Origin of the sequence: Candidatus Agathobaculum pullicola (genome assembly GCF_052117205.1) — a bacterium.
Classification (GTDB): domain Bacteria; phylum Bacillota; class Clostridia; order Oscillospirales; family Butyricicoccaceae; genus Agathobaculum; species Agathobaculum pullicola.
The window spans coordinates 1-13348 of record NZ_JBQKJP010000037.1 but is presented as its reverse complement, the minus strand read 5'-3'; the positions used below and the strand labels follow the sequence as shown (position 1 = coordinate 13348).

At 54.1% G+C, this 13348-nt stretch carries 17 protein-coding genes; 10 read left to right on the top strand and 7 right to left on the bottom strand.

Features of this window, described 5'->3' with window-relative positions; genetic code table 11:
• Window positions 1-160 precede the first annotated feature (160 nt).
• Together nagA and ACTQ3V_RS11815 are read left to right on the top strand one after the other, a co-directional pair.
• Window positions 161-1306, top strand: a complete 1146-nt coding sequence (gene nagA / locus ACTQ3V_RS11820) for an N-acetylglucosamine-6-phosphate deacetylase (RefSeq protein WP_441467684.1) — start codon at window positions 161-163, stop codon at window positions 1304-1306.
• Window positions 1299-1829, top strand: a complete 531-nt coding sequence (locus ACTQ3V_RS11815; RefSeq protein WP_441467683.1) for a hypothetical protein — start codon at window positions 1299-1301, stop codon at window positions 1827-1829. The genes nagA and ACTQ3V_RS11815 overlap by 8 nt, the downstream gene beginning before the upstream one ends.
• Before the next feature lie 52 nt (window positions 1830-1881).
• Here ACTQ3V_RS11815 and gatY read toward each other — a convergent pair whose 3' ends face one another.
• Window positions 1882-2733, bottom strand: coding sequence for a tagatose-bisphosphate aldolase subunit GatY (gene gatY / locus ACTQ3V_RS11810; RefSeq protein ID WP_441467682.1), 852 nt, complete (start codon window positions 2731-2733; stop codon window positions 1882-1884).
• Window positions 2734-2805: 72 nt separating this feature from the next.
• Here gatY and ACTQ3V_RS11805 point away from each other — a divergent pair, with 72 nt between their 5' ends.
• Both ACTQ3V_RS11805 and ACTQ3V_RS11800 read left to right on the top strand, forming a co-directional pair.
• A complete protein-coding gene (locus ACTQ3V_RS11805; RefSeq protein ID WP_441467681.1) occupies window positions 2806-2979 on the top strand; it encodes a hypothetical protein in 174 nt (57 codons plus the stop codon).
• Entirely contained in the window at window positions 2966-4288 is a 1323-nt protein-coding gene (locus tag ACTQ3V_RS11800) for a class II D-tagatose-bisphosphate aldolase, non-catalytic subunit (protein WP_441467680.1), read from the top strand. Before ACTQ3V_RS11805 ends, ACTQ3V_RS11800 begins: the two co-directional genes overlap by 14 nt.
• Window positions 4289-4347: 59 nt before the next feature.
• On the opposite strand, the gene ACTQ3V_RS11795 is transcribed toward ACTQ3V_RS11800, so the two are convergent.
• The 6 genes from ACTQ3V_RS11795 to gpr form a co-directional block, all read right to left on the bottom strand.
• Entirely contained in the window at window positions 4348-4683 is a 336-nt protein-coding gene (locus tag ACTQ3V_RS11795) for an arsenate reductase family protein (protein ID WP_441467679.1), read from the bottom strand.
• A gap of 61 nt (window positions 4684-4744) precedes the next feature.
• Window positions 4745-5578 (bottom strand): hypothetical protein, encoded by an 834-nt coding sequence (locus tag ACTQ3V_RS11790; RefSeq protein ID WP_441467678.1) that lies wholly within the window; start codon window positions 5576-5578, stop codon window positions 4745-4747.
• A complete protein-coding gene (locus ACTQ3V_RS11785) occupies window positions 5571-6203 on the bottom strand; it encodes a Ger(x)C family spore germination protein (RefSeq protein ID WP_441467677.1) in 633 nt (210 codons plus the stop codon). The genes ACTQ3V_RS11790 and ACTQ3V_RS11785 overlap by 8 nt, the downstream gene beginning before the upstream one ends.
• Window positions 6200-7651: a spore germination protein gene (locus ACTQ3V_RS11780; protein ID WP_441467676.1), complete on the bottom strand. Its 1452-nt coding sequence runs from the start codon at window positions 7649-7651 to the stop codon at window positions 6200-6202. The genes ACTQ3V_RS11785 and ACTQ3V_RS11780 overlap by 4 nt, the downstream gene beginning before the upstream one ends.
• Window positions 7652-7696: 45 nt before the next feature.
• Window positions 7697-8758: a stage II sporulation protein P gene (spoIIP, locus tag ACTQ3V_RS11775; protein WP_441467675.1), complete on the bottom strand. Its 1062-nt coding sequence runs from the start codon at window positions 8756-8758 to the stop codon at window positions 7697-7699.
• A gap of 75 nt (window positions 8759-8833) precedes the next feature.
• Window positions 8834-9721, bottom strand: a complete 888-nt coding sequence (gene gpr / locus ACTQ3V_RS11770) for a GPR endopeptidase (protein ID WP_441467674.1) — start codon at window positions 9719-9721, stop codon at window positions 8834-8836.
• Window positions 9722-9861: 140 nt separating this feature from the next.
• Here gpr and rpsT point away from each other — a divergent pair, with 140 nt between their 5' ends.
• From rpsT to ACTQ3V_RS11740, 6 genes are all read left to right on the top strand, one after another.
• Entirely contained in the window at window positions 9862-10125 is a 264-nt protein-coding gene (rpsT, locus tag ACTQ3V_RS11765; RefSeq protein ID WP_054326254.1) for a 30S ribosomal protein S20, read from the top strand.
• Window positions 10126-10307: 182 nt separating this feature from the next.
• Entirely contained in the window at window positions 10308-10547 is a 240-nt protein-coding gene (locus ACTQ3V_RS11760; RefSeq protein WP_441467673.1) for a hypothetical protein, read from the top strand.
• Entirely contained in the window at window positions 10544-10828 is a 285-nt protein-coding gene (locus ACTQ3V_RS11755) for an autorepressor SdpR family transcription factor (protein WP_441467672.1), read from the top strand. The genes ACTQ3V_RS11760 and ACTQ3V_RS11755 overlap by 4 nt, the downstream gene beginning before the upstream one ends.
• Window positions 10812-11465: an SdpI family protein gene (locus ACTQ3V_RS11750; protein ID WP_441467671.1), complete on the top strand. Its 654-nt coding sequence runs from the start codon at window positions 10812-10814 to the stop codon at window positions 11463-11465. The genes ACTQ3V_RS11755 and ACTQ3V_RS11750 overlap by 17 nt, the downstream gene beginning before the upstream one ends.
• A gap of 217 nt (window positions 11466-11682) precedes the next feature.
• Window positions 11683-12774, top strand: coding sequence for an S-layer homology domain-containing protein (locus ACTQ3V_RS11745; RefSeq protein ID WP_441467670.1), 1092 nt, complete (start codon window positions 11683-11685; stop codon window positions 12772-12774).
• A 193-nt stretch (window positions 12775-12967) separates the two neighbouring features.
• Window positions 12968-13132 carry a hypothetical protein gene (locus ACTQ3V_RS11740; protein WP_441467669.1) on the top strand — a complete coding sequence of 55 codons (165 nt, stop codon included), beginning with the start codon at window positions 12968-12970 and terminating at the stop codon, window positions 13130-13132.
• Window positions 13133-13348: the final 216 nt, after the last annotated feature.

Here is a 13348-nt window from a genome sequence, read left to right as displayed (position 1 = left end):
TGCTTTGCATATCTTTCAGTAAGTACAAATCTACTTTCTATTTTATTATATTTTTGAAGCAATTGCAAGCATGCCTGCGTGAAAGCAATAGAATCATGCTTGAAAATGCAGTGGCATATGCAAAACGCATGGGTGCAATGGGATAGAAGGAGGAGAAAAAATGATTATTCAAAGTAAAAAGGTTTGGTTTGCCGATCAGTTTGTCGAAGCACAAATTGAGATGGAAGACGGGAAAATCACCGGCGTTAATCCGTATGGTACGAAACCGGTCGATAAGGACTACGGCAGCGAGCGAATTCTGCCGGGTTTTATCGATGTGCATTGTCACGGCGCATATGGTTTTGATACCAATGATGCGGAAGAGGAAGGCCTGCGCTACTGGGCGCGTAATATTGTGCAGGAAGGCGTGACCGCATTCCTGCCGACCACGATCACGCAGAGTGAGCAGGTGCTGACCGCAGCGCTGAAAAATGTTGCCAAGGTGGTTGGCGACGGCTATGAGGGCGCGGAGATTTTGGGCGCGCACTTTGAAGGCCCTTATTTGGACATGGGTTACAAGGGCGCACAGCCGGAACAGTATATTGTCAAGCCCACAGTAGAGCAATTCAAAAAGTATCAAGAAGCGGCAAACGGCCTGATTAAGTATATCACCATGGCGACCGAAACCGATGAGGACTTTGCGTTGACTCGCTATTGCAGTGAGCATGGTGTGGTGGTCAGCATCGGACACTCTGCTGCGACCTATGAGCAGGCAGTGATGGCGGTTGCAAACGGCGCCAGAACGATGACCCATGTTTATAATGGCATGACGCCGTTTAACCATCGCGCCAATGGTCTGGTTGGTGCGGCTTACCGCATCCGCAGCATGTATGGCGAGATCATCTGTGACGGCAATCATTCAACCCTTGCGGCGCTCAACCAGTTCTTCCATGAGAAGGGCGCGGACTACGCGGTATTGGTTACCGACGCATTGATGGCAAAGGGCAAGCCGATCGGGTCTAAGTTCCTGTTTGGCGGTAACGAAATTGAAATCTATCCGGACGGCAGCGCGCACTTGACTTCGACCGGCGGTCTGGCAGGCTCTACACTGTGTGTCAACAAGGGTCTGCGCATCCTGATTGAGGAGGCGCAGGTGCCGGTCAGCACGGCCATTAATGCCTGCACTAAGAATCCGGCGGCTTGTCTGGGTATCCAAGACCGTAAAGGTGCGATTAAGGTGGGTCTGGATGCGGATCTCGTGGTGCTTGACCGCGATTACAATGTGCTCCAGACATATTGCAAGGGAAAAGGAATGTTAGATGAGTAAGAAACAGCAAATCCCCAACACACAGTTATCCGGTAGAAATGTGTATACGGATAAGAAAAAACGTATTATTTATTATGACAGCCTGACGAAGCAAGGCTATGTGATTGAAAAGAAGAATGAAGGGAAGATCCTTTTCTTCCAGAATCGACTGGTCATCATCCTGTTTGCGGCCATTTTGTGCGCAGGTACGTTCCTCAACTGGATGCAGGCGACGCTTGCCGGCGTGGCATTATTCGCAGTAGTGGAGCTGTACTACCGCGCGGCCTTTTTCAAAAAGCTCGAGGTTGTCACGGATATGGATTTTGGACGCCGTTTGACGCCGCTGCAATCCATTGTTGCCAGAAAAAGCCGTGAGAAAGTGCTGGCGCTTATCGTGCTGTGGGCGGTTTTTGCAGTGCTTGTGCTGGTCAATGCTTATATGGAGCAGTATTCTCTTGGCTTGATGGTGTTCAGTGTGGGTTTGGCTATCATGGGACTGTATTTCTGTGTGCTGCATATTGTGGCACTGACCCGGATGAAGTGACAAATAAAAACCCATCGCGCAGGCGATGGGTTTTTACACGGACATGCAGACTTCAGGCCTTGCCAGCGGAACCGCAGATGGCGATTTTGCCCTTGACCGTCTCAATAACGTTTGCAATACCGACCTTGCAATATTTCTTCGGGTCAAACACATCCGGATCTTTCCGGAGATAATCCTTGACACCGTCACTGAACGCGATGCGCAGCTCGGTTGCAAAGTTGACCTTGCAGATGCCGCGGGTGATGGACTCGCGTACCGCGTCATCGGGAACGCCGGATGCGCCATGCAGCACCAACGGGATGGAAACGACTTCGCGAATAGCGCTCAGACGATCAAAGTCCAGTTTAGGTGTGCCCTTGTACAGGCCGTGCGCCGTGCCGATGGCAATTGCAAGCGAGCCGACACCGGTACGCTCGACGAATTCCTTGGCCTGCTGCGGGTCGGTGAACGGGTTGCCGTCACCGCCTTCGAGGTCGTCCTCCTTGCCGCCGACCTTACCCAGCTCAGCTTCCACACTGATGCGGGACGGCGCGCAGGCGTCGACGACGCGGCGGGTCAGTGCGATATTGTCCTCGAAGCCTTCGTGCGAACCATCAATCATGATGGAGGTGTAACCGGTGCGCAGCGCCTGCATGGCAAGGCCGAAGCTGTCACCGTGGTCAAGGTGCATGGCAATCGGTACGTCAGTGCGTGCAGCCGCCGCTTTTACCATCGCCAGATAGTAGTCCAGACCGGCATACTTGACGGTGGACGGCGTGGTCTGCAAGATGACGGGGGAGCGTAGCTCTTCCGCTGCACGAACGACAGCCATTACCATCTCCATGTTTTCCACATTGAACGCGCCGACGGCATAATGGCCCGCCTGTGCGTCCAGCAACATTTTTTCTGTTGTTACCAAAGGCATAAAATTGTACCCTCTTTCTCCTGCATAATGCGGGATGTTTTGATACAATTATTTTACCACAGGGGAATCCGGATGAAAAGCCTTGCCTCAGATAAATGCGATGTGAGGCAGGTTACGGAAAAATGCAAATGGATATTTGATAAATCCAATCAGAAATATGAAAATCGTGTTATCATGAACGCAAGACTGTATGGCTTTGCCGCAGGATTGCTGAAAATAAGAGGAGGAATTTTTGATGAATTATAATCCGCTGAAAAAGTTGGTAGAACTCCAGAAGCAGGGCAAAAGCGTGGGCATTTATTCGGTATGCAGCGCGAATGGCTATGTTATTGAAGCGGCGCTCAAGCGTGGCTTGTCGGACGGTTCCTGCGTACTGATTGAGTCCACTGCCAATCAGTGCGACCAGAACGGCGGCTATACCGGTATGAAGCCGATGGATTTCAAGCAGTTTGTGCTGGGCCTTGCGGACAAGGTCGGTTTTGACAAGTCCAAGCTGTTCCTCGGCGGCGATCACCTTGGCCCGCTGACTTTTGCAGGAAAGCCGGAAGCAGAGGCAATGGCGGATGCGGAGGAACTCATTCGTCATTATGTCGGCGCGGGCTTTACCAAGATTCATATCGACACCAGTATGAAGGTCGCGGACGATGACCCGAATACCCGCCTGAGTGATGAGACAATTGCTCGCCGCGGCGCGCGTTTGGCGCGTGTGGCGGAGGATACCTATCACAAGCTGCTGGAGAGCGATCCGAACGCCATTGCGCCGGTTTATATCGTCGGCAGCGAGGTGCCGATCCCGGGCGGTCAGGTCGGCGCGGATCAGGGCGTGCAGGTAACTCGTGTGGAGGACTTCAAGAATACGGTTGCGACTTTTGAGAACGCATTCCGCAAGGAAGGTCTGGACGAGGCGTGGAACAATGTCATTGCGGTTGTCGTACAGCCGGGCGTGGAAGAAAAGGACAGCGGATGCACCGAGTATGATCGTGCCAAGGCAGCAGAGCTGATGGCGTCGATTCAGGACTTCCCGAACCTCGTGTTCGAGGGCCACTCGACCGATTACCAAACCAAAATCAAGCTGCGTGAGCTGGTTGAGGACGGCGTAGGTATCCTCAAGGTCGGCCCAGCGCTGACGTTTGCGATGCGTGAGGGCATGTTCGCGCTGGCGTATATCGAGAAGGAGCTGCTCTACGGCACGGATATTGAGCCGAGCCACTTTATCGAGGCGCTGGATGAGGCGATGCTCGCCGATGACAAGCACTGGAAGAAGCACTATCAGGGCACTGAGCTGGAGATCCGCATGAAGCGCAAGTTCTCCTTCTCCGATCGCTGCCGCTATTACATGCCGACTCCGTCGGTGGAGGCGGCCAAGGAGCGGCTGATTGGCAACCTGCGCAAGCTGGGTATCCCGCTCAATCTGCTCAGCCAGTTCATGCCTATTCAGTACACCAAGGTGCGCGAGGGACTGCTGGAGAACGATCCGGTTGCGCTGGTTGAGGACCGTATCATCAACACGATGGATGAATACCTGTATGCAACGCATCAGAAGGATCTGATGTAAGCGTTAGAAACAACAAAGAAGGACGGCGAAAGCCGTCCTTCTTTTATTTTGCACCAACCTTATTCCCAGTTTGCCCATATATCGGGCTGGTAGCCGACGGTGGCTTGTTTGCCGTTGCGCACGATGGGCGTTTTGAGCAATGTGCCGTCGTCAAGCAGCTTTTCCTTTTTGTCCTCGTCGTAAGCAAGATAGGTGAGCGAAGCATAGCCCTTACTTTTTTCGTCCAATACCGCGTCCAGCCCGCCCACGGCTTTGAGCACGCTATCCAGCTCGCCGCGCGACATACCTTTTTGCGTCAGATCAATCATCTGAAACTTGATGCCGCGTTCTTTAAACCAACGCTGTGCCTTTTTCGTGTCAAAGCACTTGTTTTTGCCGAAAATCTGAATATTCATTGCATCCTTCTCCTTTGCCATCAGTATAGCAAAGCACGCGGCGGGACGCAAGAGCAATCCGTTATTGTTTGGCGCGCCGTGACAGGCGCAATACGCCGTAGGAGTGTGAGAAGGGCAGCAGCAGTACGCAGGAGAGCGCAGCGCAGCGTCCGAGTTCGCAAAGCAGCAACGGAACTGCGAAAAAAACTTCGCCGTGGCGCGCAAAATCACCGATGGCAGCAAGTCCTGCCGCGGAAAAATTGGGGTAGGGTAAGAGGGCGGCGGTGTGCACACCAAGAAGGAGTGTCGTGCGCAGTGAAATCAATGCAAACAGCGCGCCGCCGGCGGATAAGCCGCGCGCGGCAGCGCCGGAAAGCGACTCCGGCAATGATAAAGAGAGTGCCAGCGATGCGGGCAGCAGGCGCAGTAGGATGCGGCCGGTCTCGCGCGGCAAGGTTGCGTCAGGCATAATCCAGTACACCGGCTGAAGCTGTGAGACGGTCAATACACCGCTCAGTATGATGATGACACCGGCGATCCAAGCCACCGGCAAGGCCCACATCGCGCAGCGGTTGAGCCCTGCCGTCGCAGCAAGCAGAGTGCAAACCGTCAGGACCAGAATCAGACTCCAGAGAGGGCGGGTGGAAAATACTGTGCTGCGCAGAAAGACGCCCATGCGAGCAAGGGAGGACGCAATTGGCCACAGGGAAAACAGCGCAAGCAGCCACTGCAGTAGATGAGATTTCTGCCAGACGGGGGCAAGGCGTGCGCCGCCCGCACATAGGAGTGCACAGATCAGGCTGGCCAGTGCTGCGGCATATACGGTTTGTCCGCTTGCAGGGGTGTATAGGATTTCACTTAGGGGAAGCAGGGCGAATAGGGCTGCGCCCCAGCGCGGGAACAGACGTTCACGCATGTGTACCGCCTCCAATCTCGTCGCCGTCGAGGAAACAGGACAGGCGTTCGTTTGCAAAAACGGCCGTGCCAGCGGGCGAGGTCTGGCCGAATTCATCCAGATATAAGGCAGGCAAGATGGCGGTGCCATCCGCGTGCAGCACTTCGGAAACGCGATAAAGCGGCATGTCGGGCAGCGTGCCCTCCTGCGCGGCGCGGTCGAGCAGTTCGCTGAGCGCATAAACTTCGTCGTCGCTTTGCAGCAGGTCGGTTGCTGTGCCGTCGCGTACAACCGCGACGCGCAAGCTGAGGCGCACGTCGTTTTCCGTGCAAAGGTAATCCGCCAGCGGCAGGATGCTCTCTTCCGCGACGCTTTCGCTGATGAGCAGTACTTGGGCGTGACTCAGATATAGCTCTCCGGGCAGGATGTTGCTTAGATTGGTCAGCAATTCGGGCAAGTCGCGTCCGGTGGCGGAAAGATAGGCGGGCGAGGCTGCGTCATCCAGACTGTCCTGCCGTACCACTTCGGCAGTCAGTCGGTAGACATCGTCCTCCCGGTCGAGTGCGAGCGCGGAGACCGGTGAGACCTCACGTGCACAGCCGCATAGCAGCAGGGAAATTAGCAGCAATATTCCGGGCAGTTTCAAGGTTTGTCCCCCTTTGATGAATTCCGTTTGACCGCAAAGCGGTCATGCCGCATGAAAAACCATGGTGCGCGCAGCCATGCGTCCTCCTGCTCGGCCTGCACGCGCGGGATGAGATTCAGTAGATACGGTACCGAGCATGAGTGCATCCGGCAAAGCCATGTCAGCACCAGCGCGAGTGCGAGACTGACACCGTATAGACCATAAGCGGCAGCGCCCGCCAGCAGTGCAAAGCGCAGCCAAAGAGTCGCAGTTTGCAGCTTGGGCACCATCAGCCCAGTTACGCCCGCAATGGCGACGACAATGACGGTGGGCGCAGCGGCAAATCGCGCCGAGACCGCAGCCTGTCCGAGCACCAGACCGCCTACAATGCTCATTGTCTGGCCCATTGCGCCAGGTGTGCGTGCACCGGCCTCCTTGAGCGCTTCCAGTACGAGCAGGAGCAGAAAGGTCTCCCACCCGATTGGCAGCGGCACGCCGCGCTGCGCCGCCGACACGGCAAACAGCAGACGTGCGGGGACCAATTCACGGTGATACAGCATCAGCGCAACGTAGACCGCGGGAAAGGTGATGGTAAAGATAAAGCCGGCTACGCGCAGCAGGCGGGACAGGTTGGCCTGCAAAAAGTTGATATAGTAATCGTCGTTGGACTGGAAGCACTCCTGAAACAGAAAGGGAGCGGTCAGCACGACCGGACTGCCGTCTACTACGATGGCGCAGCGGCCTTCCACCAGCCGCGCGGCGACTACGTCTGGACGTTCGGTCGTGCCAAGGGTGGGGAAGGGTGACAAGCGGTGGTCGCGGATACGCTCGGCCAGATAGTTAGCGTCGAGCACGCTGTCGATATCGAGTGCTTCCAGCTTGCGCTTGAGATGAGTGACCAGCTTTTGCTCGCACACACCAGCCAGATAACACAGGCAGATGACCGTATTGGTGCGGCTTCCGATGCGCAGAAAGGTGAATTTAAGACGTTTATCGTTCAGCCTGCGGCGGATGAGGGCGAGATTGGGCATAAAACACTCGGTGAAGCCTTCGCGCGGGCCGGAAAGCACACGCTCGTTTTCCGGTTCGGACGCGCTGCGCACGGAAAACCCCTTGGTGTTGACCACGACCGGTCGCGCCTCTCCCTCGGTGAATACTACCGTATCGCCATATAGGAAGGAGGCAAACAGCTTTGCCATGTCGGTTTCGACACGGCTGTCGTTGATTTGCAGCACGGTTTGGCAAAGTGTTTCCGCCGAAGCGTGGGACAGGTCAGAGCACACAATCGGTCGAATGACGCTTTGGTTGATGGCGATGTTATTGACCATGCCGTCAAAAAAGAATACCGCGCAGGAAAGGCCGGCGTGACTGATCGCACGACGTGTGACAAAGGTATTGTCTCCCTGAAAAATTGTCTGCATCAGGCGGATATTGCTTTCCAAATCGGTGGAAAATGTGATGGAATCCATGGTTTCACCCCTTATTGGGGGTATTTTGTGCCGTATTGGGCAGTGTTATACGTTGTTGAGGTCATCCGCCAGCGTCTGACCAAATAGACGGATTGCGGCGAGTGCTTCCGGCATCGTATTGCCCGAGGAGCCGACCTCAACCAGCATCGAACCGGTCCGCACATGCTGGTTAAAACGCTGTGTGCGCAGGTTGACCGGGCGCATCAGTCCGGGATAAGCGCGGTTGAGCTGGTATTGCAGGCCGGTGATATAATTCAGATTGTCCTGCCAGTTTGGATGGGTTAATCCGCCGTCATCCGTGCCGACAACGAACATCAATTGCGCCATTTCCTCGCCGTCGATCGTGCAGGAGGTTTTGTAGGCCTGCCCGTCGTCCGTCAGGATGGAGTCACGATGCAGGTCAATCACGATTTGAATGGACGGATAATCGTCTAATGCCTGTTCAATGGCAGCGAGCGAACGGTCATAAGAACCGGAATAGGCCGGAGAGTCAAAGATATCGCGGATATGTACGGTTTCGATCCCGTTATCCTGCAAAATGCTTTGCAGCTCGTCACCCACGCGCACAACATTATAACGGGTGTCGGTTGTGCGCTCGTTTTCGGTTGGCGTATAGGGGAAGGCGGCATCCGGTGTGTAGCTTTCACTGCCGTGCGTATGCACGATGAGCACCTGTGGGCCGTCCCCGCTGACATGAATGGCGGCATCCGATGCCAGACAGGCCGCCACATCAACCGCATAGGAGGTTTCGTTATTGATGGTGATGGTGGCGGCCTTGTCTGCGGCATCCAGCACCGGATTGTCGTTTTCTTCCGTTTGTGGAATATAGGTGCTTTCCGCAAGCGGGCTGTCGGCATCCTCGCTGCGGGCGGATGCCGCGGTGCGCGGGACGAAAACCGCAGCCTGATTGGGTGATAGACCGAGTTCAAGCGACACTGCGCGCAGAATGAAATCACCGTTTCCGGCCAGACGGGTCAGCGCCTGCTGCGCGGTGGATTCGCCGCCCATGCGTGAAAACAGCAGCAGCGAGGCGGCAATGCACAGCGTAACGGCGGCAGGCAGACCGATGCCGCGCCGCCGCCGAGAGGATCTTCTATGTCTTTTCATCGTTGCCACCTCCCTGCGTTTTGTTCTATCATACGCCCGTCCTTGCGCGAGTATGACCGAAAGATGGCGGGAAGTTCAAGACAAATATAAGTCGATGTCGCTGACGGTCAAATGGGGGTGCAGCGCCATATTGACAGCGTAGCCAATGACGCGGGCGATATCGGCCACTTCGCGGTCGATGTCGCGCGTGGTGACCATAACTGGAAGGGAAAGGTCGTCAAGCGCTTCGCAGGAGGGGCTGCCGAGCTGCGCGGCGATTTCGTGTGCGAGTGTCGCGCCGTCGACAACCGTGGGTACACCGATAGCGATAACCGGCACACCGAGCGTTTCACTGTTGAGTGCGGCACGTGCGTTGCCTACGCCTGCTCCGGGCGTGATGCCGGTATCAGCCAACTGAATGGTACGCAGCAAACGGCTGAGTCGTCCGGCGGCAAGCGCATCCACCGCGAGTACTGCAGCAGGCTGTACGCGGTCCAGCACACCGCAGATGACTTCGCCGGTTTCCACGCCTGTCTGGCCCAGCACACCGGGCGCAAGAGCGGACACCGGCCGCCAGGAAGCAAATACGTCCGGAACCTGCTCGACCAAATGGCGTGTGGCGATCACATGGTCGATTGCCTGAGGGCCGATGGCGTCCGGAGTAATCATGCGGTTACCCAGACCAGTGACCAGAACCGGACCCGAGGCTGCGCTGTGCGGCAGCAGTTCGCCCAGCAGCGTACTGAGCGCGCGGCAGGCGCGTGGAAAGGCATCCTCCTCGCGCCGAACGAGTGCATCCAGCTCCAGCGTCACATATCGTCCGCAGGGCTTGCCGATTTCCTGCGCTGCGTGCTCTGTTAAGATTTCTACCTCGCTGACTGAAAAGCCTTCAATTGTGCGGTCGGATTGCCGAACCTGCTGCAAGTCGGCTGCATGAGACAGGTTTTGAACCGCTTCGACTGCCAAATCTGTGCGAAAAGCCATGTGTATTCACTCCTTTTTTGAGTATTTTACGGCACGTCGGATTTTTTATACAGAATCATGGAAAAAAGACTTGCATTTTGGAAAAAGTGATGGTAGAATAGAAACACTGACGAATAGAAAACGAAGGAGGTGTTTTCGGAATGCCCAACATCAAGTCTGCAAAGAAGCGTGTTAAGGTGAATGCTGTCAAGGCGATGAACAACCAGATGGCTAAGAGCGCGCTCAAGACCACGCTGAAGAAGTTCGATACGGCTGTTGCTGCCGGCGATAAGGCGGAAGCGACTGTTGCTTATACGACCGCTGTCAAGGCGGTTGATCAGGCGGCTGCCAAGCACCTCCTGCATAAGAACAACGCGGCCAACAAGAAGAGCAAGATGACAGTCAAGCTCAACGGCATGGCGTAAGAGTTCATGATAGAACAAAGAAAAGTCCCGAGACAAAAGTCTCGGGACTTTTTTATTAATCGATTAGATGAAAAGAAGTCTGGTCAATATTTAGATAAATATCAAAATAATGCTTGACAGATATGCGTGAGTGTTATATCTTTCAATTAGATAATTATCTAAATGATGGGAGCGACATGCGGATGATGATTGTGGCGTGTGCAGTGCTGCTGATATTGGCAGCATTGATTGTGGGACAGGCGCGAATTTTGGCGCGATGTCGGTTTTGGTGCAAATCGTGCGGCGCGCTGTTTTCTCTTCCGTGGACTAAGCTGTTGTTCCGACAGCATGTCAACGAGGAGTGGCGGCTGACTTGTCCGCACTGCGGCAGTAAGGGTTGGTGTCCGGCACGCCGCCCGAGGAAGGGTGAGGAAACAAAATGAGTTTTCAGCAGACCTTCAAAGCCCTGTCCGATCCTATCCGGCGAGACATCCTGGGCTTATTGCGTGCAGGCCCCATGGCAGCAGGGGAGATTGCCGCGCATTTTACAGTTTCCAGCGCGACGATTTCACATCATTTGTCGATTTTGAAGGATGCCGGTTTGGTGATGGATGATAAACAGGGAAAATACATTTATTACGAACTGAACATGTCCGTGGTCGATGAGATTTTGGAATGGATCACGGCGTTGAAAGGTGGTAACAGCAATGAAAAAGATCGGTAAAGGGCAAGTGACCGTGTGGATTTTGGCGACTCTTCCGGTGGTGCTGGCGGCAGCCGTATATGCGCACCTGCCGGCGGAAATTCCGATGCAGTGGGATTTTAGGGGCGGAGTTGAATATGAGCCCAAGTGGCATCTGTGGATTGTGGCGTGTCTCGGTCCGCTTCTGGCAGCGCTGTTTTACTTTATGCCGCGATTTGATCCAAAAACACGCAATTATGCTAAGTTTTTCGGTTCGTATCTCGGCTTTCAGGTGGTTATGATGCTGTTTGTTCTGGTAATGAACGGTATTTGCGTGGTGGAAGGTCTGCGGCCGGGCACGGTCGATGTGGCGATGGTGGTCTGTCTGGTGGTCAGCCTGATGATGGTATATTTGGGAAATGTTATGCCGAAGTTTCGCATGAATTGGTTTTGCGGCATAAAAACCCCATGGACGATGTCAAGTGAAACCGTATGGAGCCGTACACATCGCGTTGCCGGAAGGATGTACTTTGCGGCAGGTGTGCTGGGTGTAATCGGTGCATTTTTTCCCAATAATATAGTGCGTTTCGTGATGCTGGTGGTGCCTCTGTTGGCAGCGTCGCTTGTGGCGACGGTGCTGAGTTATCTGTGGTACCGTGCGGAGCAGCGTACATGTTGATGCGCAGACAGCATAACGTTCCCCACGCACAGCGATGACAAAAAAGGACGGAAAAAGAGGGGAAAACGTGGGAAATTACGGATAATGAAAACCGAAACAAGAATTTTATTCAACTTTTAACTTGCCAAGTGGGGACAAATGTGATATACTTTTGCAGTAAGTTTACATTGGTGGAGGAAATCCCCCATGTTGTTCACCTTACGGCAAGGAGAAGATTATGACAAGAACGCGTAAGCTGGTGGCAGCGATGCTGCTGGTTGTCGTCGTTGCAGTAAGCGTGCTGACCGCTGCGCTTGCGACGGACGACACGGAAACCTATGCGTATTTGCCCGATCACTCTGTTTATTTCTATGACGTTACAGAGAAGTACGCATGGGCTCACCGCGAAATTGATACGCTTGCGGTAGCAGGGGTAATCAAGGGAAGCGGTAATCATTTGTTTTATCCGGGCAGTGCCATTACCCGGGCGGATTTTATTGTGATGCTGGATCGTGCTTTCGGTATGAGTGAGGTGCTGGACAGCGGTCTGATTGATGCCAGCGGCACCTTTGTGGATGTGCCGGGCAATACCTATTACAGTAAGTCGGTCACTGCGGCAAAGGCTTTTGGTGTGGCTACCGGAACGGACGATAACCGTTTTCTTCCGGAGCAAAACATGACACGGCAAGACGCTATGGTGTTTCTCAAGCGTACGCTCGATCGCACACAGCTGACACTGCCGGCGGACAATCTGTCGGGGTATTCGGATGTCGATCAGATTTCCAGTTACGCCCGTGACTCGATTAGTGCATTGGTCAATGCAAGGGTGATCAGTGGTTCAAATGGTAAGCTGAACCCGACCGCAAATGTCACCCGCGCAGAGATGGCGGTCATGCTGTATCGCGCGACCCATTTGCTGGATGCCGGAACAAATGCGGTATACCAGCAACGCGGCAATGTGGTCAATGTTTGCATCGGCGCCCAGAGCTACTGCGACGTGGTTATTGAGAATTATGATTCCAGTCTGCAGTATGAGGGATTGATGCAATATACCAATTTGCGGCAGGAGGATGGTGTGACGTATATCACGCTGACGGGCCAGCAGGAGATCAACCACACAGTGTCCTATGCCAATGGGCAGTTTACCTTCACCGCTCCGCAGGATGACAGTGAGTTTATCTTGCCTGCGGCGGCCGATTGCGTGGCGGTTGATGTAACGCAGCCGTACCATCAGATTGATGCACCGGTCAGTACGGGGAATGGGTATCGCCATTGTTATCCGTCTGTAGTTAACGGCGAGGTTGCGGTAATCTATTATACTACCGCATAAGAGAATATGAAAAATCCACCGGATAGTTCCGGTGGATTTTTTGCTTTTCATGCTGTCGCCAGATGTAGGCCATCGTAGTGGGTAACGTGGAAGATATAGAGCAGTGCGGTGGCTTCAAAGCCGATTTCGCACAGAACGGCGCGATGGTTCTCGGCCAGAGATGATAGTAAAAACGCGCTGGAAAATGGAAGCCTTGAGCGCATCCTTATATGAGCTGACCAAGAAGTTTGAATTCGCCGATATGAGTCCGGATAAACTGGTCAAAGCCGCGACCGTCCGAAGTGCAGTTCTGATGCTCCAAATAGATGGTGTCACCTTTATAGTCGCACAGAAACAGATAACCGGTGGTATGCTCTGAACCGATGAAGTACGGATCATTGGCAGTACCTTAAAATTGCGCCTTTCAGCAGAGCATCTTGATAGGATCATTCAAACAGACATCTCCTATTACAATTAATATTATGGCAACACCGCATAATAAGGCAAAAAGAACCGTCCTACCAGCACATAGCTTTTAGCAGAACGGTTTGTGTTTAGAATTCTCGCAGAAGGCATACCGATTCAAGCCGCCAGG

Coding starts and splice junctions, on each gene's coding strand:
- nagA (WP_441467684.1), top strand. CDS start 161: ATGATTATTCAAAGTAAAAAGGTTTGGTTTGCCGATCAGTTTGTCGAA.
- ACTQ3V_RS11815 (WP_441467683.1), top strand. CDS start 1,299: ATGAGTAAGAAACAGCAAATCCCCAACACACAGTTATCCGGTAGAAAT.
- gatY (WP_441467682.1), bottom strand. CDS start 2,733: ATGCCTTTGGTAACAACAGAAAAAATGTTGCTGGACGCACAGGCGGGC.
- ACTQ3V_RS11805 (WP_441467681.1), top strand. CDS start 2,806: ATGAAAAGCCTTGCCTCAGATAAATGCGATGTGAGGCAGGTTACGGAA.
- ACTQ3V_RS11795 (WP_441467679.1), bottom strand. CDS start 4,683: ATGAATATTCAGATTTTCGGCAAAAACAAGTGCTTTGACACGAAAAAG.
- ACTQ3V_RS11790 (WP_441467678.1), bottom strand. CDS start 5,578: ATGCGTGAACGTCTGTTCCCGCGCTGGGGCGCAGCCCTATTCGCCCTG.
- ACTQ3V_RS11780 (WP_441467676.1), bottom strand. CDS start 7,651: ATGGATTCCATCACATTTTCCACCGATTTGGAAAGCAATATCCGCCTG.
- spoIIP (WP_441467675.1), bottom strand. CDS start 8,758: ATGAAAAGACATAGAAGATCCTCTCGGCGGCGGCGCGGCATCGGTCTG.
- gpr (WP_441467674.1), bottom strand. CDS start 9,721: ATGGCTTTTCGCACAGATTTGGCAGTCGAAGCGGTTCAAAACCTGTCT.
- rpsT (WP_054326254.1), top strand. CDS start 9,862: ATGCCCAACATCAAGTCTGCAAAGAAGCGTGTTAAGGTGAATGCTGTC.
- ACTQ3V_RS11760 (WP_441467673.1), top strand. CDS start 10,308: ATGATGATTGTGGCGTGTGCAGTGCTGCTGATATTGGCAGCATTGATT.
- ACTQ3V_RS11755 (WP_441467672.1), top strand. CDS start 10,544: ATGAGTTTTCAGCAGACCTTCAAAGCCCTGTCCGATCCTATCCGGCGA.
- ACTQ3V_RS11750 (WP_441467671.1), top strand. CDS start 10,812: ATGAAAAAGATCGGTAAAGGGCAAGTGACCGTGTGGATTTTGGCGACT.
- ACTQ3V_RS11745 (WP_441467670.1), top strand. CDS start 11,683: ATGACAAGAACGCGTAAGCTGGTGGCAGCGATGCTGCTGGTTGTCGTC.